The organism is Methanobacterium alkalithermotolerans (assembly GCF_018141185.1).
Lineage (GTDB): Archaea > Methanobacteriota > Methanobacteria > Methanobacteriales > Methanobacteriaceae > Methanobacterium_F > Methanobacterium_F alkalithermotolerans.
The window spans coordinates 761,394-781,209 of record NZ_CP058560.1 but is presented as its reverse complement, the minus strand read 5'-3'; the positions used below and the strand labels follow the sequence as shown (position 1 = coordinate 781,209).

20 protein-coding genes are annotated in these 19,816 nt (G+C 34.2%); 7 read left to right on the top strand and 13 right to left on the bottom strand.

All coding sequences use genetic code 11. The features are described 5' to 3' along the window. Positions 1-58: 58 nt before the first annotated feature. Positions 59-730, bottom strand: a complete 672-nt coding sequence (gene pyrH / locus HYG87_RS03700) for a UMP kinase (RefSeq protein ID WP_211533881.1) — start codon at positions 728-730, stop codon at positions 59-61. Positions 731-1,058: 328 nt separating this feature from the next. On the opposite strand from pyrH, the gene prf1 reads away from it, so the two are divergent. Continuing rightward, on the top strand, positions 1,059-2,288 hold the full coding sequence (gene prf1, locus HYG87_RS03695) for a peptide chain release factor aRF-1 (protein ID WP_211533880.1): 1,230 nt from the start codon (positions 1,059-1,061) through the stop codon (positions 2,286-2,288). A gap of 65 nt (positions 2,289-2,353) precedes the next feature. Here prf1 and HYG87_RS03690 read toward each other — a convergent pair whose 3' ends face one another. The 8 genes from HYG87_RS03690 to HYG87_RS03655 form a co-directional block, all read right to left on the bottom strand. Continuing rightward, on the bottom strand, positions 2,354-3,235 hold the full coding sequence (locus tag HYG87_RS03690) for a UbiA family prenyltransferase (protein ID WP_211533879.1): 882 nt from the start codon (positions 3,233-3,235) through the stop codon (positions 2,354-2,356). Between the two features lie 92 nt (positions 3,236-3,327). After that, a complete protein-coding gene (locus HYG87_RS03685; RefSeq protein WP_211533878.1) occupies positions 3,328-3,942 on the bottom strand; it encodes an orotate phosphoribosyltransferase-like protein in 615 nt (204 codons plus the stop codon). A gap of 80 nt (positions 3,943-4,022) precedes the next feature. After that, a complete protein-coding gene (locus tag HYG87_RS03680) occupies positions 4,023-4,988 on the bottom strand; it encodes a Gfo/Idh/MocA family protein (protein WP_211533877.1) in 966 nt (321 codons plus the stop codon). Then, positions 4,985-5,854, bottom strand: a complete 870-nt coding sequence (gene hemC / locus HYG87_RS03675) for a hydroxymethylbilane synthase (protein ID WP_211533876.1) — start codon at positions 5,852-5,854, stop codon at positions 4,985-4,987. Before hemC ends, HYG87_RS03680 begins: the two co-directional genes overlap by 4 nt. 252 nt (positions 5,855-6,106) lie before the next feature. Further along, positions 6,107-7,453, bottom strand: a complete 1,347-nt coding sequence (gene cfbE, locus HYG87_RS03670) for a coenzyme F430 synthase (protein WP_211533875.1) — start codon at positions 7,451-7,453, stop codon at positions 6,107-6,109. Between the two features lie 43 nt (positions 7,454-7,496). After that, positions 7,497-8,336, bottom strand: a complete 840-nt coding sequence (locus tag HYG87_RS03665; protein ID WP_211533874.1) for an NAD(+) kinase — start codon at positions 8,334-8,336, stop codon at positions 7,497-7,499. Next, entirely contained in the window at positions 8,336-9,211 is an 876-nt protein-coding gene (locus HYG87_RS03660) for a bifunctional fructose-bisphosphatase/inositol-phosphate phosphatase (protein WP_211533873.1), read from the bottom strand. The genes HYG87_RS03665 and HYG87_RS03660 overlap by 1 nt, the downstream gene beginning before the upstream one ends. A gap of 48 nt (positions 9,212-9,259) precedes the next feature. Next, on the bottom strand, positions 9,260-9,706 hold the full coding sequence (locus tag HYG87_RS03655) for a pyruvoyl-dependent arginine decarboxylase (RefSeq protein WP_211533872.1): 447 nt from the start codon (positions 9,704-9,706) through the stop codon (positions 9,260-9,262). Between the two features lie 425 nt (positions 9,707-10,131). On the opposite strand from HYG87_RS03655, the gene HYG87_RS03650 reads away from it, so the two are divergent. From HYG87_RS03650 to ade, 4 genes are all read left to right on the top strand, one after another. After that, positions 10,132-10,524, top strand: coding sequence for a translation initiation factor IF-5A (locus HYG87_RS03650; protein ID WP_211533871.1), 393 nt, complete (start codon positions 10,132-10,134; stop codon positions 10,522-10,524). Between the two features lie 30 nt (positions 10,525-10,554). Then, positions 10,555-11,472, top strand: coding sequence for an agmatinase (gene speB, locus HYG87_RS03645; RefSeq protein ID WP_211533870.1), 918 nt, complete (start codon positions 10,555-10,557; stop codon positions 11,470-11,472). Between the two features lie 256 nt (positions 11,473-11,728). Further along, the gene (locus tag HYG87_RS03640; protein WP_211533869.1) at positions 11,729-12,952 is read left to right on the top strand and encodes an ornithine cyclodeaminase; all 1,224 of its coding nucleotides are present in this window, start codon (positions 11,729-11,731) and stop codon (positions 12,950-12,952) included. A 617-nt stretch (positions 12,953-13,569) separates the two neighbouring features. After that, entirely contained in the window at positions 13,570-15,189 is a 1,620-nt protein-coding gene (gene ade, locus HYG87_RS03635) for an adenine deaminase (protein WP_211533868.1), read from the top strand. Positions 15,190-15,199: 10 nt separating this feature from the next. Here the strand turns inward: ade and HYG87_RS03630 are convergent, their stop codons facing one another. Together HYG87_RS03630 and HYG87_RS03625 are read right to left on the bottom strand one after the other, a co-directional pair. Further along, the gene (locus tag HYG87_RS03630; protein WP_211533867.1) at positions 15,200-15,847 is read right to left on the bottom strand and encodes a DUF447 domain-containing protein; all 648 of its coding nucleotides are present in this window, start codon (positions 15,845-15,847) and stop codon (positions 15,200-15,202) included. An 8-nt stretch (positions 15,848-15,855) separates the two neighbouring features. Next, on the bottom strand, positions 15,856-16,317 hold the full coding sequence (locus tag HYG87_RS03625) for a DUF2124 family protein (RefSeq protein ID WP_249164888.1): 462 nt from the start codon (positions 16,315-16,317) through the stop codon (positions 15,856-15,858). A 138-nt stretch (positions 16,318-16,455) separates the two neighbouring features. Here HYG87_RS03625 and HYG87_RS03620 point away from each other — a divergent pair, with 138 nt between their 5' ends. Continuing rightward, a complete protein-coding gene (locus HYG87_RS03620; protein ID WP_211533866.1) occupies positions 16,456-17,010 on the top strand; it encodes a thiamine-phosphate synthase family protein in 555 nt (184 codons plus the stop codon). Positions 17,011-17,079: 69 nt separating this feature from the next. Then, positions 17,080-18,084 (top strand): SIS domain-containing protein, encoded by a 1,005-nt coding sequence (locus HYG87_RS03615; protein WP_211533865.1) that lies wholly within the window; start codon positions 17,080-17,082, stop codon positions 18,082-18,084. A 141-nt stretch (positions 18,085-18,225) separates the two neighbouring features. Here HYG87_RS03615 and HYG87_RS03610 read toward each other — a convergent pair whose 3' ends face one another. Together HYG87_RS03610 and HYG87_RS03605 are read right to left on the bottom strand one after the other, a co-directional pair. Then, the gene (locus HYG87_RS03610) at positions 18,226-18,711 is read right to left on the bottom strand and encodes an Hsp20/alpha crystallin family protein (RefSeq protein WP_249164887.1); all 486 of its coding nucleotides are present in this window, start codon (positions 18,709-18,711) and stop codon (positions 18,226-18,228) included. Beyond that, on the bottom strand, positions 18,701-19,684 hold the full coding sequence (locus tag HYG87_RS03605) for an NOG1 family protein (protein ID WP_211533864.1): 984 nt from the start codon (positions 19,682-19,684) through the stop codon (positions 18,701-18,703). The genes HYG87_RS03610 and HYG87_RS03605 overlap by 11 nt, the downstream gene beginning before the upstream one ends. Between the last annotated feature and the right edge of the window lie 132 nt (positions 19,685-19,816).

Here is a 19,816-nt window from a genome sequence, read left to right as displayed (position 1 = left end):
GCTTACGATTAATGTAATCCTTTGATAAAATCAAATTCTTATTAAATATTTTTATATCTTAAATAATTCTGGTTCCAATTTTTTCATTATTCAAAACCTTAATTAAATTTTCAGGTGCTTTGCCATTAGCTATAATAGTTTTAATTCGGGATCTTTTTATCATTTGAATTGCCGTCATATCAAAAAATTCATAGGTTCCTGCCATTACCTCTTTTTCCCTTAGAAATTCCATCATTTGCTGGGCAGTTACCTCTTCAAACATTCGGGCATCATCATGCTGGTGGGGATCTTTATCATAAAGACCATCTACCGAGGTAAGATTTATTAAAAGTTCTGCATCTACAAATTCCGCTAAAATAGCCCCTACTGCATCGGTACTATGGGCCGGTTCAGTTCCTCCCATCACCACTATTTTATTGCTGGTAGAATACTCCATGGCCTCGTTGAAATTTTCTGGGACCATTGGATAGGCTTCGCCTTTAAGTGCTGTTATAAGAAGCTTTGCATTTAATCTGGTTATTTCAATACCAATATCATCACAATGTGATTCACTTGCACCCATACCCCGTGCTATTTTTATATAATTTCGGGCGGGTTTACCTCCACCTACCACTACAAATATTTCATGTTCCTTTGCCAGAGAAGTTAAAATCCGGGCATATTCCTGGAATTTTTCAGGACTCTCATCCTTCATGATAATTGATCCACCAATAGTAATTACTACTCTCATTTATTTTCACCTGCTAATTTAAATAAAATATAACTGATTATTTTCATAAAACTTGAAATCTTATTTAAGTCATATGAGTTTCTTATTTTAAACTTATTTCTAATATTATCCGGTCTATTTTTTTAATATCATTTAATAGGTATAAGTTTTATACCCTGAGTTAACATAAATAAATTAATAGAATATTTTAAAACAATTATTGCAGGTTTATCATGTACATACTATTCTTCATTTATGACCGGGCGTGACCCTTAATTGGATTAAAACCCGATTTAATTAAAATATAGAGATAAATTTAATTTTTATAGTTTTTAAGGAGTGAGTTATCTTGACTGATGTATCATCAACCGAACTTTATGAATTTAAAAGGACGCTTCAAGAATTGTCTGATAAAAAAGGTAGGGGCACTGAACTGGTATCAGTATACATTCCTCCAGATAAAAAGATATCTGATGTAGTTAAACACATGAGAGAAGAACTTAGCCAGAGTGCCAATATTAAAAGCAAACAGACTAAAAAAAATGTTCAATCTTCTATTGAAGTTATCATGCAGCGATTAAAATTGTTCCCAAACCCCCCGACTAAAGGCCTGGTTCTTTTTGTGGGTATGATTCCTAAAGGAGGGCCGGGTACTGAAAAAATGGAAACCTATGTTTTTGAACCACCAGAACCCATCCAGACTTATACTTATCACTGTAATTCAGATTTCTATCTGGAACCTCTACAGGATATGATGGGTGATAAAGATGTTTATGGACTGGCCGTTTTAGATCGTAAAGAAGCCACCGTCGCGGTTCTAACTGGAAAAAGAATAAAAATTGTTAAAACTTTAACCAGTGGAGTACCTGGTAAACATAAGGCTGGTGGTCAATCTCAGCGCCGTTTTGATCGTTTAATTGAACTTGCTGCTCACGAATTTCTAAAAAGAATAGGTAATGCCATTAACGATGCATTCCTGTCATTAGAAGAGTTAAACGGAGTCATTTTAGGGGGACCGGGACATACCAAAGAAGAGTTCCTTAATGGCGATTATCTCCACCATGAAATTAAGAAAAAAGTTATAACCACTGTTGATACTTCTTATACTGGAGAATTTGGTATCCGAGAGGTTATCGAAAAATCCATGGATGTTTTAAATGAAATAGATGTAATGAGGGAAAAAAAACTAATCCAGAAATTTTTAACTGAACTGGTTTCAGCTGATAGCCTGGCATCCTATGGGGAAAAAGATGTTAGAAAAAATTTACAAATGGGTGCTGTGGAAATTCTCATATTATCTGAGGGCATAGACTCCCAAAGGATAGCTTATGAGTGTAGCTCCTGCGGAAATAAAGTGGATGCCACCTCTAAAAATCTTAAAAAAGACGTGGAAGAAATATGTGATAAATGTGGCGAAACCATGAAAGAAATTGAAAATAGAGATGTTATTGATGACCTGGTAGAAATGGCAGAGGAGGTTGGAACAGAAGTTGAAATAGTATCAACTGAAACCGAGGAAGGAATGCAACTTCTACGTGCTTTTGGAGGTATTGGGGCCATACTAAGATACCGGACCTGAAATAATTAATTATTTTTTTTATTTATTATATTTCCAAAAAACCCCTTTAATCATTATTTTTCTTTTTATTTATTCCATATCCATCTAAAAAAAAATAATAGGAATGGATAAAAAATAGCCTCTAAATCGGCAAGCATCGATTTTTTAGAAAGGGTTTGGGATTTACTTTTTATGATTTCCAGATAATAAAATACATATAAATAGAAAATGGTCAATAATAGGCAATATGGGGGTAAAATATCTAGAACTACCCCTAATATTAAAATAAATGCAGTTAAAAGGTTTAAAATATGAAGATAGGTTACAGTTTTAAATATACCTAAAACAGCAGGTAAAGTTTTCAAACCTTCCTTTTTATCTGATTTTGCATCTTTAATATCAAAAAAAATAGTGTTTAAAAGCACTTTTGCATAAATAAATAAAAATATCATTATTAATCTTCTATTTATCCCTGCATAGTTGTACATTACTAATAAAAAAGTACCCCACAAACTCCAGATAAATGACAGGTAAAAATTTTTAAAAGCAGGTATTTTCAGGGTTATCCTCTTAAATACACTGGCATATAATATTCCCATGGCAAATAAACTTAGAACAAAGAGTATGATCATATAATTAAAAATATAAATTACCAAACCAATTAAAAAACACACATATCCTATTATCAAATTATAATTTAATTTTTTATCTAAATTAGCCCTTTCCGGATTGGTTTTAAGATCTTTATCAATATCAGCATAATAATCATAGCTGTAAATGATTAAAGGAAGTAAAAAAGAGACCAGAATAATTATTATATCATGGGGGAGATCCGTACTTATAGAAACGGTTAAGAGCAGTGAAGGTCCCCAAAGCGCGGGAATGAATCCACCATAAAGAAATAAGTTTTTTATAATAAATAAATATCTTAATAAACTTTGAAACACTGGCCGTATTGAGACAGGCATTATTAAATTATGTATTTTTGTAAAAATAAATAAAGGGTTAGCTTAATCTATTCTTTTTAATTATTAAAAGAAGATTTAACCCTGGAAATTTATTATCCCAATCTACTGACTTTAATCAATGATTCTACAGGAACTTCCTCTATTTCAGATATTCCTTTTTTGTCAATCAGTACCGTTACACAGGTGGGTTCAGCACCCTGTTTTTTAAGAACATCAATTACTTCTTTTATAGTGCGGCCGCTGGTTATAACATCATCCACTATAACCACTCTTTTATCTTCTACTGAGGCAAAGTTACTACTTATAGCTCCTTCAGCATCTTTGCCTTTTCTATGTTTAATAGGATGGAAAACAGAAATGGAAGTTTCAATCCCGGTTTCTAAAGCAACCACATCAGCCATCATGGTGGCAAAAGGAACTCCACTAACAGCAATACCCACTATAACATCACTAGGACCGTGTTTTAATGCTATATCTGCCATGGCAGCTGACACATATCTTAAACGTGCAGAACTACCACCTAAACTTTTCCAGTTTATGGCAAAATCAAGGGGGGCCTGACTTTTTTCTTCATCTCTTTTTCCAGTGGTCTGTAAGGTTAGCCATCGGGCAGTATCTTTAGAAACATTTAATTCATCTGCAATTTCTCCTGTGGTAAAACCCTGACTACGCAACCCCTGAGCTTTTTTTATCAGTTCTTGATTCATTTTAACACCCCTTTAAATTTAAACTAAAATCAATAAGACATTAGATTTATAAAAAATTCCTCATAAAAATCTAATTTTTCTTATTCTGGATTTAAATCACCATTAATTTTAACTGGTGAATGATCACGTGCTGATTTCATGGCAGCTAATACCACCCTAAGTGCATAAATACCATCTTCACCAGTAATTTCTGGTTCTTCGTCATTAATAATAGATGAAAGGAATGATTTTATTTCCCCTTTCAACGGTTCTTCATGATTAATATGAACGTCCTGGGCGAATTTTCCAAATACATCAATACTTTGATCAATATAATCAATGGATATTATTCCATCAGTGCCGGTGATTTCTAGCTCCCTCCGTTTATAAGGAGTAAGCCAGTTTACTTCCAGCATACCGGTTATACCGCTGTTAAATTTAGTCATAATCTCGGCGTGATCTTCGAATTCACATTTTTCCAGGATACTGCCCATGGTGGAATATACTTCTGCCACAGGCTCACTGAAGAGATAGTACATCACATCCAGATCATGTATGGCCAGGTCAATGGTAACCCCTACATCCTTAATTCTGGGTGGAAAAGGACCTACTCTTTTTGCCGAAGCAGATACCACATCCCCTATAACATCATTTTCAATGAGTTCTTTGGCTTTTTGTACTGCGGGATTGAATCGCTCTACATGCCCGGTCCCTAACTTAACACCTTTTTTACGGGCAGCCTTTACCATTTCTTTAGCTTCATCCAGGGTAAATGCAATGGGTTTTTCTACCAGAATATGTTTTCCGTGATCTATAGCATCCATAACCACATTGTGGTGGTGTGTGGTGGGAACACAAACACTCACCACTTCAATATCTGGATTTTCAAGAATATTTTCATAATCTACATAACCAATAGCCCCATATTTTTGGGAAACCTTGGCCAAATTCCCCTTCATTAGGTCTGAAACAGCCACCAAATTGGCGTTTTCCAAACGATAGTATACCCGGGCATGATTATAACCCATGGCACCTACACCAATTACACCTACATTAATCTTGTTCAAATATAATCCTCCATATGATTTGCAGCTTTTTTTCCTAATTCTTCGGCGTTATTAATAGAGTCGGTAATTGTCACATCAGATAAAACATGTCCCTGTTTATCTAAAAGTACACAATAAAGATTTAATTTACCATTTTTAGACCTTGCAATAGCCCCTAAAGGCCATTGACATCCTATTCCTAATTCTTTTAGCACTGTTTTTTCAGCTAAAATTTCCTGAAATGATGTAAAATGATTCAATTCATTAAGCTGGGTTTTTAATTCACTATCTTTACGGGTTATTATTGCCAGAGCACCCTGCCCTGCAGGGGGAGTTATATAATTTAAAGGGAACCTTTCTTTAATGTATTCGGTTAAACCCAATCTTATTAAGCCTGCTTCTGCCATTAAAGTGGCGTCACATTCTCCCATCATAACTTTTTTTATTCGAGTTTCTATATTTCCTCTTAGGGGCTCTAACTTAAAATTTTTTTGGTGATGATTGCAAAATGCTTCCCTTCTCAAGCTACTGGTTCCCATTTTAGACCCGGGAGGAAGCTCATTCCATCCCAATTTTGATATCAAGACGTCATGGGGAGATTCACGTATAGGCACCGCAACAATTTCCAAATCTGGATCCAATTCACTTGGCACATCTTTCATACTGTGCACAGCAAAATCTACTTCATTATCCAATACTGCTAAATCCAGTTCTCGGGTGAAAATACCTTTGGGATCCATATTATATAATTGAGTATCAGTTATTTTATCTCCAGTACTTTTAACTATGGAAATTTCTACTTCTTCATCAGTTATTTTTGATAATTCGCTTATTATATACTTTGTCTGTACTGTGGCAAGGTTGCTTCCTCTGGTTCCCACAATCAAATAATCATCTCCGAAGATAAATGTTGTTAAATTAATTAGTAATTAAATCAAAATTTAAATTTTATTTGCCTGTTATTATTTAACTATTTTTTTTTTAAAGTAAATTATTATTCCCCTCAAAGCTTTATAAAACTATAATTTTCTGGTCTATATAAATTATCGTTATAAAAAAGATTAATTTTTTTTGCAGGTAATGAAATATTTTCTTGACCAGGAGGTAATAGAATATATTTTAGTCTATGATATGTGAAACTATCTTTTTTTTAAATTGGAATAATTGGAACGATAGATAAAAACAATTTTTCTAGCACCCTTATTTATGGCATAATTTAAGGCTTCCTGAGGATTTTCAATGAAAATTGAGGGGGATTCCATTTTTTTCAATATCCCTTTTCCTAACTGGTCGGTTAAAATTAAAGGAGTATGCATTTTTAAACTATCCAAAAGTTTAGCAGCTTCTAATTCATCAATTTCTTCACAGGTGATTCCATATTCTCCTCCTAAAATTACAATGGAGTTTTTCATGGATTGGGCCATTTTAATTGTTTTTTCCAGGGCCCTGACATTTATCCCGGGATTAATCTCCTCGATAATAATAATGTTTCCTTCTTTTTTTATTGAAGTACGTCCTTTGACCCCTTTAAACCGTTTAATACCGGATAATATATCATTTATATTTAAATCAAGGCTTAAAGCAGCAGTAAGGGCAGCTAAAACATTACTGACGTGATGGGGGGCCGGGGCAAATGTTTCAATATTTAAGCGGGTGCTAACACTTTTTCCACTAATGGTTTTTAAATTTTTAACATCTAATTCTATAAAAGTTTTATCCAGTCTGTATTTAACATTTAAAACATTCACCTTAGCATGTGGATTCTTTAAACTGTAACTATTAATACGTGAAAGGATGTTCTCATTTAGATGAGGATAATACTGGTCTAATGTCTCTTTTTCACAGCATATAATCTGACTTTCAAATATCTGTCTTTTTGCTAAACTGGCTTTACTTTTACCCTGGCCAATACTATAATCCTCCACTACATTAGTTAATACTCCTACTTCGGCTAAACCAGTACCTCCCAGGGAGGTTTCAAATATACAAATACCATATTCACAATTTTTAGCTAACTGTATAGTTTCTATGATGCTGGCAGGGGTTATACTAATATTCTTTTTTAAATTTATTACTGATTCATTTTCTAAATATTCTGCACCTAAACTGGAGAGTACTAAAGGTTGACGGGAATTAAAAATTTCTTTGAGTATTCCCACCACACTGCTTTTGCCTTTAACTCCTGTTACTTCAATAACCGGTATTTCACTTTTTTTCCAATCTTGCAGGATATATTTTACAGCTCCATGATGGGTAAGGTCTATTTCTATATCCAGAGGGCAATGTACCGGTGCAATTATATCCAGATTATCAACTAAGGGTATTTCATTGGTTAATTTAATTCCCTTGGATTCTAAAAGATCTTTTTGGGTGTTATTAAGGCTATGGTAAATATCCCAAGCCCATATATTTTCATATTTTGTTTCTAATAGTTCCATGGCTATTTTAAATCCACCATGGGTCAGGTCTATAACCAGGGCATTCATTTTAACACCAGAATTAAAAAGCTTTAAAAAATATTTCATCCATTTATGAGTTAATACCACCCTCGGTTAGCAGATCTTTTACCCTTTGATAGAAATTGTGGGTAAGCCGTACAAAATAGGCGTTAGTAGTGGATTTTACAAATATAAGCTCTTCTAAGTAATTAATTTCTTCTTCATATTGTCCATCTATTACTGCTATGGCCTTCTTGCCTTTTTTTAGTAGTTTTACTTTTATCTGGCTTTTATTAGGAACTACAATAGGACGGGCTCCCAATTTAAATGGGCATATGGGGACTATTATAAATGCTTCTACCCTGGGATCAACTATGGGGCCTCCTGCAGACATAGAATATGCAGTAGAACCACTTGGTGTGGATATTATAAGTCCATCTGCCCTTAATTCTTCTACAATTTCTTCATCCACTGAAATTTCTATATGTAACATCTTGGCTGGCTTACGGGTCATCATAACCACCTCATTTAAAGCGGATGGTAACTCTTCACCATGGCATACCCGTAACTGGGTCCTTTTTTCTATAAAGTATTTCCCTTCTAAAACATCTTTCACAGCATCAAATGCGTTTTTTGGATCTATTTCAGTTAAAAATCCTACAGTACCCATATTTATTCCAATAATAGGTATTTTTTTACCATTTACAAATCTTTGGGTCCTTAAAATGGTTCCATCGCCACCTATGGCTATAATCATATCAGTATCCATTTCTGCAAGTTCCACACTCCTTTCTTTAAATTCAGGCATAAATTGAATTAAAGAAGAGTCTATGGAAACTTTTATTTCTTTTTCAATTAGAAATTCCGTCATTTCACGAGCCATTTCAACAGCTCGAGGGATATCAAAGCGTGCAACAATACCCATGTGCATTAGATAACCTCCATTGTTTTTATAAGTTCGTCATGTAATTTATTATTTCCTGCAGCAACAATTGAAGTTCTTTCATTTATTTTTAGTAAACTATTTAGAGGTATTCCTTCAGTGTCACTTACTTTTCCACCTGATTCACTTATAATGAGCTGGGAAGCAGCAATGTCAATTACTCTTAAATTATTCCGAATATCTACAAAAGCATCGTAGGCACCATTGGCCACATAACAAAGCTCAATGGCCACAGATCCCATGATTCGCATTCTTCTAATTTGCTGAGAGAGATTATTAATCATATCCGGGCTGTTTCCATATATGAATATTCCCAGACAGGAGCTACTCAACTCACTCAGGGAAGAAGGGTGAATTTTCTCACCATTTAAAAAGGCACCTTTGCCTTTCAAAGCCTCAAAAAAATCTCCTGTGGCAAAATTTTTAACAAATCCCATTTGAATGTCATTTAAGTGAGCTGAATCATTTTTAGAGGAGTATTCTGCCACTGCTATTGATATCCCAAATGCAGGTATATTTTTTATGGCATTACTGGTACCATCGAGAGGGTCTACCACAAAAACTATTTTAGAATCAGGATTGATTATTTTATTTTCACCAGATATGGGTTCTATTTCATTTCCTATTTCCAGTTCTCCAATTTCCTCACTTATCAGTAAAACCTGTCTGGAAACCCCTTCTAGCACTGAAATTACTTCGTTTTCTGCCACCAGATCAATCAATTTGGTAGGGGTTCCATCGGCCCCCATTTTAATAATTTCGCCGGCTTCTTTTTTCCCAATTAACTGATTTATTGCTTTTTCCACTTGTTGGGTGATTTTAAGGGCCACATTTCTCCAAAAAATTGATTCGCTTTCATCCATACATTTAGCACCTTCCTGGTAACTACTCTAAAATTAATGATGGGTAACCTAATCACCTAAATAAACTAAAGCAGCCACTGCACTACCCTGATTTTCTACTTTATGATTTATTTCTTCTACTACTAATTCCTTAATTGATTTATTTCTTACATCCATCATGTATTTTACCATGGATATGGCTTCTGCTCTAATTTTAGATGGATCTTCATTTACTCCACTGTGTTCTACCACACAGCCAAAATCAGAAGATGTAGCCACGGCTATGGCTGCCGAAATAAAGTCTCCTTTATTATCCGAGCTAACATGTGAAAGTACGCAGTTTATCATATCTCCCGGGGTTAATTCAGGAAGCTCCACTATTTTAGTATGGCGGGGTATGATGCTGGAAACCTTTATAAGGTTTACATCTCCAATTCCTGCATTTAAAAGGGCATTATCAAAAGCATTCAATGGGCTGGGTCCTTCAGCAGTTCCGGACGTTATTGCGACCTTCATAGTAATCACTTAAATTTTTTTGTACATAATACTGCTTTTTTAATTCAAATAAATTATTTCGTTGGATAATTTATATTTTATTCTACATTGGTGTTTTTAAAATTATAATTCAAAGGAATCTAAATTATTAAGGGACAATCAATTATTATAAGGATTGTTTTAATAAAATATTAAAGTTTATATGCTGGTTTAATTACTATTTAATTACTGATAAATAGTCTGTACTATCTGACTTAAGATGATATCAATTTATTATATGATGATCTTTTAATGGAATTTATTAATAGTATTTAATTATTAAATAAAATTTTATATATTTGGCTTGTATAGCAAACAATTTTGATAATTATCGTTTTAAGTTTAGCAAAATGACTAATAAAATCTCTATAGATTGTAAATTTATCATATCATTAGGAGGAAATAATATGTCGAAGAAAGTGGTAGAAGTTAAAACTCTAAAAGTTGGTAAATATGTTATCCTGGATGGTGAAGCATCTAAAATAACCAGTATTTCAACATCATCACCAGGTAAGCATGGTTCTGCTAAAGCAAGAGTAGAAGCCCTTGGTATATTTGACAATCAAAAAAGAAGTATTGTAAAACCTGTGGATACTAAAATAGATATACCTATCATTGATAAAAGAACAGGTCAGGTTCTTGCTTTAATGGGAAGTGATGTACAGCTCATGGACCTGGAAACCTATGAGACTTTTGAAGTGCCAATTCCTGATGATCTGAGGGATTCACTCTTAGAAGGTGTGGAAGTGGAGTATATCCTGGCCATGGGTAATAAAAAACTCATGAGAACCAAAGGATAATTATTATAATTACTGGGAAATGAGGATATAATGCTATTTTATACTCATAACCCTTCAAAATTTGCTTTTTCCCAGGATAGAACTGATTTTGAAAAGTTAATTATTTCAAAATCTAAACCCGGAGCTAAAAACAACCAGAAACCTGTTTTTGCTTTATTGGGGGTGCCTTTTGATGGTACCACCACTTACCTCCCGGGGACTCGTTTTGGTCCAGCAGGAGTTAGAGAGGCATCATATAATTTTGAAAGATATAATCTAACCTGGAATCGAGTTATAGATTCTCTTTTTTTTGATTTAGGAAATGTGGAAGTAATTCATGGAAACTTTAAAAAGACATGTATTCAACTTCAAGATACAATTTCTGAACTTCTATCTAGAGATGTAACACCTCTACTTATAGGAGGTGAGCATTCTCTAAGTTATGCTATGGCTAGGGCCTTGAAACTTCATAATATTTTCTATGAGGTTACCGTGGTCCATTTTGATGCCCATATGGATATGATTGATTCTTATATGGGTGAAAAGTATTCCCATGCTACAGTTATGAGGCGCATATCTGAATTAAATCCCCGCAGGATAATACAGCTTGGTGTTCGTTCTGCTTCTTATGAGGAGAAGGAATTTGCTGATGATAAAGGAATAGAATACTACACTGCTGCAACTATAAATGATGATATTAACCAGATCAAAGAGGTATTATCTTCTATTAATGGTCCGATTTATCTTACCATTGACATGGATGTTTTTGATCCTTCCGAAGCACCCAGCGTTGGAAATCCCACCCCCTGTGGTATTAAATCACATCAAATGGAAAAATTCATGTTAATATTATCTAAGAAAAATGTGGTGGCTCTGGATGTGGTGGAAACTGCTTCGGATAAGATTGGAGATCTTACTTCAGTTAACGCTGCTAAAATAATACTTGATTTTATCTGTTTACAGGAATAATCAGGACAATATCATCAAATTTTCTTATATTCCTCATGCTCTTACTTACCCCCACTTAATATATTTCAATATGATAAATAATTTAGAAAAATTATTAGGGGCTATATTTAAAAACCATGTTTTGAGATGTGGAATTAATATGATTATATGATAATAATATATATTCCAGATAAATTAAATCATAAACATAAATAAAATAGGCAACTAACTCCTTTAATTTAAAAAATAGCCTTTATGGATGTTTCGAGGGTTTTTAATGAACACAAGAGAAGTAGAACTTTCAGGACATATTATTGATAGTCTTATGCTTCCCCGAACACTTGATATAATCATGGATATGGGGGGCGACTTTAAAATAATAGAATTTAAGATTGGTAAAAGGAAGACGGATATTAGTAAAGCCAGGATATTAGTCTCAGCACACAAAAGAGATCTTTTAAATGAAATACTGGATGAACTCAGTGAAATCGGCGCATCTATTGCTGAGATTAAAGATGCACAATTAAAAGAATCAGAAAAAGACAGAGTAGTACCTTCTGAATTCTATTCTACCACCAATCACACCACTCATATAAGATACCAGGGTGAGTGGTTATTGGTGGAGGATATCGAAATGGATTGTATGATTGTGGTGGATACTCACAATCAAAAAGCCTATTGCCGACCTATTGGCCGTATAAAACAAGGTGAAATGGTAGTGGTAGGAAGAGAGGGTATCAGGGTAACCCCTCCCGAAAGGCCAAGAGGCAAAAAAGGTGTATTTGAATTCATGGGAAGTGATGTATCGTCAGAAAAACCCATAATGTCCATCATAAATAAAATTGCTACTGAAATTAAAGAAATTAAAGAAAAAGGTGGAAAAATTGCCATTGTAGGTGGCCCGGCTATTGTACATACTGGATCTGCACCTATAATGTCTAAAATGATAAGGGAAGGATATATAGACGTTATATTTGCAGGAAATGCCCTGGCTACTCATGATATAGAAAATGCTCTTTTAGGAACTTCTTTAGGGATATGTGTAAAAAGTGGCGAAGCAGTGGCTAGAGGACACCGTCACCATATCAATGCTATTAATGAAATTAATAAAGCAGGTTCCATCAAGAAAGCAGTGGAAAAAGGAGTCTTAAAAGAGGGGATTATGTATGAATGTGTTAAAAATGACATTCCCTTTGTTTTAGCAGGTTCTATTCGGGATGATGGTCCCCTACCTGATGTCATAACTGATGTTATAGAGGCCCAGGATGCCATGCGAAAATATGCACAGGAGGTGGACATGGTCATCATGATTGCAACCATGTTGCACTCCATCGCCACGGGTAACATACTGCCTTCTCAAGTTAAAAGCATATGCGTTGATATTAATCCAGCTACAGTTACTAAACTTGCAGATAGGGGAAGTGCTCAGGTTGTAAGTATAGTTACTGATGTAGGGGCATTTTTACCTATTCTTTATAATCAATTAAATGCAGATAAATAAAACCAATAGGTCTTATTGGAAATATTATTATTTCCATTTTAATTTTTTATTTTAATAATCAAACTACTTTCTACTGGAAAATCTAAATAGAAGATAGTACAGAGAAATCAATAGGACTATTAGAGCAATAAATCCACTGTAATATGCAAATAATCTGGAACTATAAATCCAATATTTCCAGTGAATTAAGAGCCAAATATAAAATTAATGATAAAACAGATGTAACAACACTCTTTTTAACATCTTCATATCTTAAAAATAGATTAGAATGCATTTTTTCTTTTTTATGTTAACATTACCTTACCCTTAAACCTGCTATTAAATAAAATAAAAGGACAACCAGTTTCAATATTTCCACCTGACCCATTAATAACCCAACCTTAATTATTTCATAATATAATTCATATTCTGATTTTTAATTATAAAAATTTAGACCGTATGAAGGGAAATTCACTTAAATATATTTTTATTTACTATTATTAAACCGGATCTATATTTACCTGATAATTTTTATATTCTTTTAAAGGATTAAAAATTAAATATTTAATTAAACAATTACCTTCTAAGGAATAAAAAACTTTATTTATTTTATTATCTAAGAAAGAGGGGACCATAAATTGATTAAAGGAAATATTTTGAATGTATTCACCCGGGAAATTTATCCTGCAGAAATTAAAATTGAATCCGGAATTATAAGTTGTGTAAAAAAAATAAAAGGTGACTTTGAAGGGATAATCATCCCGGGATTAATTGATGCCCATATACATATTGAAAGTTCCATGCTAACCCCTGCTTTTTTTGCCCAGGCTGTTGTACCCCATGGTACGGTGGGAGTGGTGGCAGACCCCCATGAAATTGCCAATGTAATGGGAATAGAGGGTATTGATTATATGATTGAAGATTCATCCACGATTCCTTTAAGGTTTTTCTATACAGCGCCTTCCTGTGTACCTGCCACATCCTTTGAAACTTCTGGCGCAGCCATCTCTCCCCAGATAATAGAATCTTTAATGCAAAAAGATGAAATTGTGGCTTTAGGTGAGATGATGAATTTCCCGGGGGTGATCCATGATGATCCAGAAGTTTTAAAAAAGATCGAAATCGCCCATAAACATCATAAACCTGTTGATGGGCATGCACCACTCCTATCTGGAGTAGATATATGCAAATATGCCTCGGTGGGTATAAGTACTGATCATGAATGCAGTACTCTGGAAGAAGCCCGGGAAAAAAAAGAACTGGGAATGAAAATCATGATACGGGAGGGTTCCTCTGCTCAAAACTTGGAATCATTATGGAAAGTTGGGGGAGAATTCTTAGTAAGTGATGATAAAGACCTGGAAGATTTACTAAAAGGACATATGGATATATTGATTAAAAAATCAATAAAATTAGGAATGGATCCTTTTAAAGCTATACAGATGGCTACTATAAACCCTGCAAATCATTATTCACTACCTATGGGTGCTATAAGTCCTGGCAGACTGGCAGATTTTATTAAAGTTGATAATCTGGAGAACTTCAATGTTCAGGAAGTATATATTGGGGGTAAGCTGGTGGCCAGGAATGGTAAATCATTATTTAAGGCTAATTCTGCCTCCTTAAAAAGCAGCTTTAATTTTACCCCTAAAAAACCATCTGATTTTAATATTTTTTCCCCCGGGTCTAAGGCCCGGGTCAGGGTTATCCAGGTGGAAGATGGCCAGATAATAACTCATGAGTCCCAGGCGGATTTAGAAATTAAAGGTGGAATACTAATTCCTGACCTAACCTCGGATGTGTTAAAAATTTCCCTGATAGAGAGATATGGGGGAAATAAAATGTCCAATGCATTTGTTAAAGGATTTGGAATAAAAGAGGGAGCTCTGGCTTCTAGTGTAGCCCATGATTCTCATAATATTGTGGTAGTAGGAAGCCATGAAGATTACATGTCTCGTGCTGTGGAATTGGTTAGGAAAAATGGTGGAGGGCTCTCTGCAACTTCAAAAGAATCTGAAAAAATATTTCAATTGCCTATAGCTGGATTAATGACCAATCAACCGGGCAAAAAAGCTATTTTCCATCTAAAAGAACTTCAGGGCCTGGTTAAAGATATGGGGTGTATTTTGGAATCTCCCTTTATGACCCTGTCATTTTTAGCATTGCTGGTTATTCCTGAACTAAAAATAAGTGACCAGGGTCTCTTTGATGGGAATAAATTCCAGCTGGTGGATGTAATAAAAGAGATTATATTCTGAAACTCCCAATTTACTTTTTTTCATCCAGATTATTATATTTTTCATGTATGGCATCCATTATTTCCTGCAGGGCTTTTTTTTCACTGGCACTACCTACTCTACGGACTACTCTGTCCATTTCCTTTATTTTATGATAAAGATTTTCCCTGTTTTTCGCATCCCCTATTTCTAACCGGGAAAAATGTATTAATGATTCAATCACTGCATAAATACCTCTATTTAAAGGTCGGATGACTTTTTTATTTTTCACAATTTCTTCTACTTTTGCGGTGACCACAGTCATGGGGGAAGAACCTAATTCATTTTTATGAACCAGTTCTTTTTTCTTAATAACCCTGGAAATGAAAAAGGCATCATTTTCTTTTAAAACAGGATTTCCTTTAAATTCATAGAAATAATCTGCTGGAAAATCTCCCAGGGTACACTCTGTTAATAATAAGGGGTTTGTGGTTAAGTTTACCACAAAATAATCGGAATTAGATATATTTTTATGGGTATGGCTTCCCTGATAAAGGTATACTACTACTTCCTCTTCACTTTTACATAGAACCCCTATGGGAGCTGCATTTTTTCGCCCATTTGTACTCATGGATGAAATAATGGTTTCATATAGCTGTCCTTTTTCCATCCCCATGGCTTTTAAATTATTATGTTTCATAATCATGATTATTCCAGCACATATCCTTCCATATCTACATTAATTATTGAGTCAAATTTGATTTTATGGTCCCAACTACTTTTTCTAAAAATGTCCATGAAACAGACACCTATTATAGAACACTCATTATTTACACTCTTTTTAATTAATTCCTGCACGGCTGAAATTTCAGAACCAATTCGAGGCATGGCCAAACCACCAAGTATGACCATAACATCTGCTTCAAATTGAGATAAACTTCCTAATTCAATTCCATAATCAGTCAATTTCATTTTCCGTGCATTTTCAATTTCAGTATTTGGTATAAAATAAGTTTTCTTATCCCGTATAGCATAAGCTAAAAGCTGGGCAAAGGGAGTGCAAACGCCCGGTACTCCTGCAAATACTACATTTTCTGCAGATGCTACTTCCTTTTTAAAAGCCCCTAACTGTCCACTTATACCTTTAAATGTACTAACCTTTTCCATCATGAACCTCCCCTTAATAAGATTATTCCTATGTACATAATTCATAATACCTCACTGATAAAATTTGAGTATACATTATCCCTTTATCTTTTAATTTATTTCATGCAAATAGTTATATTTAATTAAATTTATAGTAGTAACATGGAATTAGAGAACCTTAAAAAGGCCATTAAAATTTTAAAAGATTCTGAGGATTTCGCTCAACTGGTACCTGAAGTCAGAACCAATCTGGTTATGGCTAGAAAAAATGCAAAAAAAATAGAAGATGTGGCAGGATTTCCAGGCAGAATAACCACAGCCCACAATAAGGTAATAGTATGCATGGATCCTGAATTTGGGGCTTCTTCTCACATGGCCCGTATGGTTTTGAATATTTTAAAATACGATTCCCAAAAGAGGAGTGCTATTAATCTAAGATACGATCCCCTTGTAATCAAGATATGTAAAAAACTAGGGCTTCTGGTTTCTTCTTATGATCGTAATCAGGAACCAGAAGACATAAGCATCATAGAAGGCGGAACCATCCCCTGGGGAGTAAAAGAGTCAATCAAAAAATTAGGGCAGGTCCCTGATGTTATTTACCATAAAGGTGCCTGGGGTAAAGAACCGATAATATGCCTTCTTGCTCCGGATGCAGTAGAAGCAGCCAGGACTGCAGACTGTATAGCCCGACTCTACAAAACTATTAATATTTAATTAAATAAATTAACTTTTCACGATTTTGTTTATTACAATATTTTATACTATCATCTGAAGGTAATAATCATGGAATATGAAATGCAAAAAGAGATATTAGAACAACCGCGGTCTCTTATAAAAACCTTAAAGGCTGAAAATTCTCATCTTAAACAAATATCAGAAGAATTAGCTGAAATGGACCGTATATTCCTGGTAGGATGTGGGAGTTCATTATCTACATGTTATTCTGCTAAAGATGCCATAAATATGGTTGTAGATTCTAATGTGGATGTTTACACTGGTTATGAATTTTATTATCATAAAAATATTGACCTGGAAAACACCGGAGTAATATTTACTTCCCAGTCTGGTGAAACTGCTGATACACTGGCTGCTTTAAGAAAAGCAAATGATTTAAACTTAAAAACAATTTCCATTACCAATGAAGAGGATAGTTCCATGATGAAGGAATCAGAAGAAGCTATTCTTACCCGGTGTGGTCGGGAAAAAGCTATTCTTGGAACTAAAACGTACATTACCCAACTTATGTGTCTTTATAAACTTTTATTTGAGGCACAGGATTCAAGCACCTCTAAAGAAATTTTAAAAGAACTCCATAATATCCCTTCTTTAATGGAGGAATTAATCAAAACTACCAGAGAAGATAATAAGAAAAGGGCATTAGAACTTAAAGATGAGGATATTTTTTACTGTATGGGGAGTGGACCAAACTATGGTTTGGCTTATAAACTGGCCATGACCATGTTGATGGAGGGGGCTTTAAAACATGCCTGTCCACTATATTCCGGGGAATTCCGGCATGGTTTAATAGAAAGAGTGGAAAAAAATGTTCCTGTAATGTTTTTAGATGCAGGATATCCTGGTGATAAAGTTACCCTGAAGGGCATTCAATTTTGTGAAAATTTAGGCACTAAAAATATTATTTTCAGGATGCAGGATTATAGTAACATTAATAATATTTTATCTCCCTTTGTCCTGGTAATTCCACTAGAATGGTTCACCTATTATCTGGCCCATTATAATGGAGAAGACCCTGGAAACACCAGACACATTGGTAAAGTTCGTTATTAATTATTTTTATATTTAAAAAATAAATTTTTTATAATTAGAAGTGCTAAAACCTTTAAATTAAATTTAATAAATTCAAATTGCAGGACCTAATTTTAATTAAAATACTAAAAAAGGGGTTTTATCCCCTGTTATATTAGTTATCTATTTAATTTCCACATTGAATTTTGTTTTTACTTCCACTTTTGGTAATTCAATGCTTAAGACACCGTTATCAAACTTGGCACTGGCTTCTTCTACTTTGACTTCTGCAGGGAGGGTTATCTGTCTCATAGCCTGACCGTACTTCCGTTCTTTTTTAATGTAATTGGATTCTTCTATTTCTATTTCTTCTTTGAAAGTAGCTGAAACTGTTAACTTATCTTCAGTGAGTTCTATTCCTATATCTTCTTTGTTAACCCCTGGAAGATCAGTTTTAACCACTATCATATCTTCAGTTTCAATTAGATCCATATAAGGTTTTTCAGGTACTGCTTCAGTATACTCGGAAATTTTTCTCTCCAGGTCACCCTGCATTTCTTTTATGCTCTTAACCATGTCATCCATCATTTTTTCTGCAACAGTTCTTCCTTTTTCTAATTTATCTTTTTGCTTTTCGATTTGTCTTTCTAATTTTTTCTTATCGTTCACCAAATTCCTCCAGCCTTTCAATTATTTCTGAAACCCCCGTACCCTGGGAGGCAGAAATCATCAAGGGATTTTCCACTTTATTAATGTATTGTTCTAAATACTTAATGTTATCTGTTAAATCCATTTTATTAAATAGACAGATAACAGGGGTTTTAAAAACCTTTTCCACTTCTTTTAAAAGATTAAATTGACTTTCCAGGGGGTAACCGCAACTTTCTGATGCATCGAATATAAATAAAATCACATCTGCCAGATGTTCCAGGGCCACCATGGCCCGGAGTTCAATATTATTCATGTCTTTTATGGGTCTATCCAGTAATCCAGGAGTGTCTATTATTTGAATTTTTTTCCATTTCCTCTCTAAATGACCAATCTGAATACCTTTAGTGGTAAAGGGGTAATCAGCTACTTTAGGTTCAGCAGTAGTTAGTTTTCGTAGAAGAGTGGATTTACCTACATTGGGAAATCCGGCTATGACCACCGTGGTGGCATCAAAATCAACAGTGGGCATGTTTCTTAGTTTCTGCTTGGCAAAATCTAAAAAATTTAAATCATCGCCAATTTTATTAACCACAGAAGATACCCTACCAAAGGCTTGTTTTCTAAGTTGAGCTGCTTTTTCAGGGGGTGAACGCCGTATACGAGACGCATAATCTTTTTCAAGCTGAGTTATGATTCCCATAGACCAGTTCAAACCACCAAGTGCTTGTTTCATAGGGTCAACACCTACAGCCACGTCTATATAGTCCTGATAAAACTCGGGCAAAGATTCAATATCAGGCACACGATCTAAAATTAATTTTATCCTATCTTTGATAACCTGACCGGCAGTTATAACTCTGGTTTCTTCAATCCTTTTTGATTTTTTATATCTTGGAATCTTGGAGGTCCTTACTAAACCAGCCGCTTTTTTGGCTCTCCTGAAACCTTTATCCAGAAGTTCATCTGTTGTGGGAATTGTGGGAATAAGCATTAAATCACTCTATTTTATTTTTGGTAAATATTTTATAAATAGTAATATTTCATTTAAATCTCAAGAATTTATTAATTGATATTTTCTTTAAATTTTACCGTAATTGAAAAATTCAATTATTTATTAATAAAG

Excerpts from the sequence above, each read along its gene's own strand:
- HYG87_RS03665 (WP_211533874.1), bottom strand. The coding sequence starts at position 8,336 with ATGCACATGGGTATTGTTGCACGCTTTGATATCCCTCGAGCTGTTGAA.
- HYG87_RS03685 (WP_211533878.1), bottom strand. The coding sequence starts at position 3,942 with ATGAATCAAGAACTGATAAAAAAAGCTCAGGGGTTGCGTAGTCAGGGT.
- HYG87_RS03605 (WP_211533864.1), bottom strand. The coding sequence starts at position 19,684 with ATGCTTATTCCCACAATTCCCACAACAGATGAACTTCTGGATAAAGGT.
- HYG87_RS03625 (WP_249164888.1), bottom strand. The coding sequence starts at position 16,317 with ATGATGGAAAAGGTTAGTACATTTAAAGGTATAAGTGGACAGTTAGGG.
- HYG87_RS03615 (WP_211533865.1), top strand. The coding sequence starts at position 17,080 with ATGGAATATGAAATGCAAAAAGAGATATTAGAACAACCGCGGTCTCTT.
- HYG87_RS03640 (WP_211533869.1), top strand. The coding sequence starts at position 11,729 with ATGAACACAAGAGAAGTAGAACTTTCAGGACATATTATTGATAGTCTT.
- HYG87_RS03660 (WP_211533873.1), bottom strand. The coding sequence starts at position 9,211 with ATGGATGAAAGCGAATCAATTTTTTGGAGAAATGTGGCCCTTAAAATC.
- HYG87_RS03630 (WP_211533867.1), bottom strand. The coding sequence starts at position 15,847 with ATGAAACATAATAATTTAAAAGCCATGGGGATGGAAAAAGGACAGCTA.
- pyrH (WP_211533881.1), bottom strand. The coding sequence starts at position 730 with ATGAGAGTAGTAATTACTATTGGTGGATCAATTATCATGAAGGATGAG.
- cfbE (WP_211533875.1), bottom strand. The coding sequence starts at position 7,453 with ATGAATGCCCTGGTTATAGACCTGACCCATGGTGGATTTAAAATAGCC.
- HYG87_RS03690 (WP_211533879.1), bottom strand. The coding sequence starts at position 3,235 with ATGCCTGTCTCAATACGGCCAGTGTTTCAAAGTTTATTAAGATATTTA.
- HYG87_RS03620 (WP_211533866.1), top strand. The coding sequence starts at position 16,456 with ATGGAATTAGAGAACCTTAAAAAGGCCATTAAAATTTTAAAAGATTCT.
- speB (WP_211533870.1), top strand. The coding sequence starts at position 10,555 with ATGCTATTTTATACTCATAACCCTTCAAAATTTGCTTTTTCCCAGGAT.
- HYG87_RS03650 (WP_211533871.1), top strand. The coding sequence starts at position 10,132 with ATGTCGAAGAAAGTGGTAGAAGTTAAAACTCTAAAAGTTGGTAAATAT.
- HYG87_RS03655 (WP_211533872.1), bottom strand. The coding sequence starts at position 9,706 with ATGAAGGTCGCAATAACGTCCGGAACTGCTGAAGGACCCAGCCCATTG.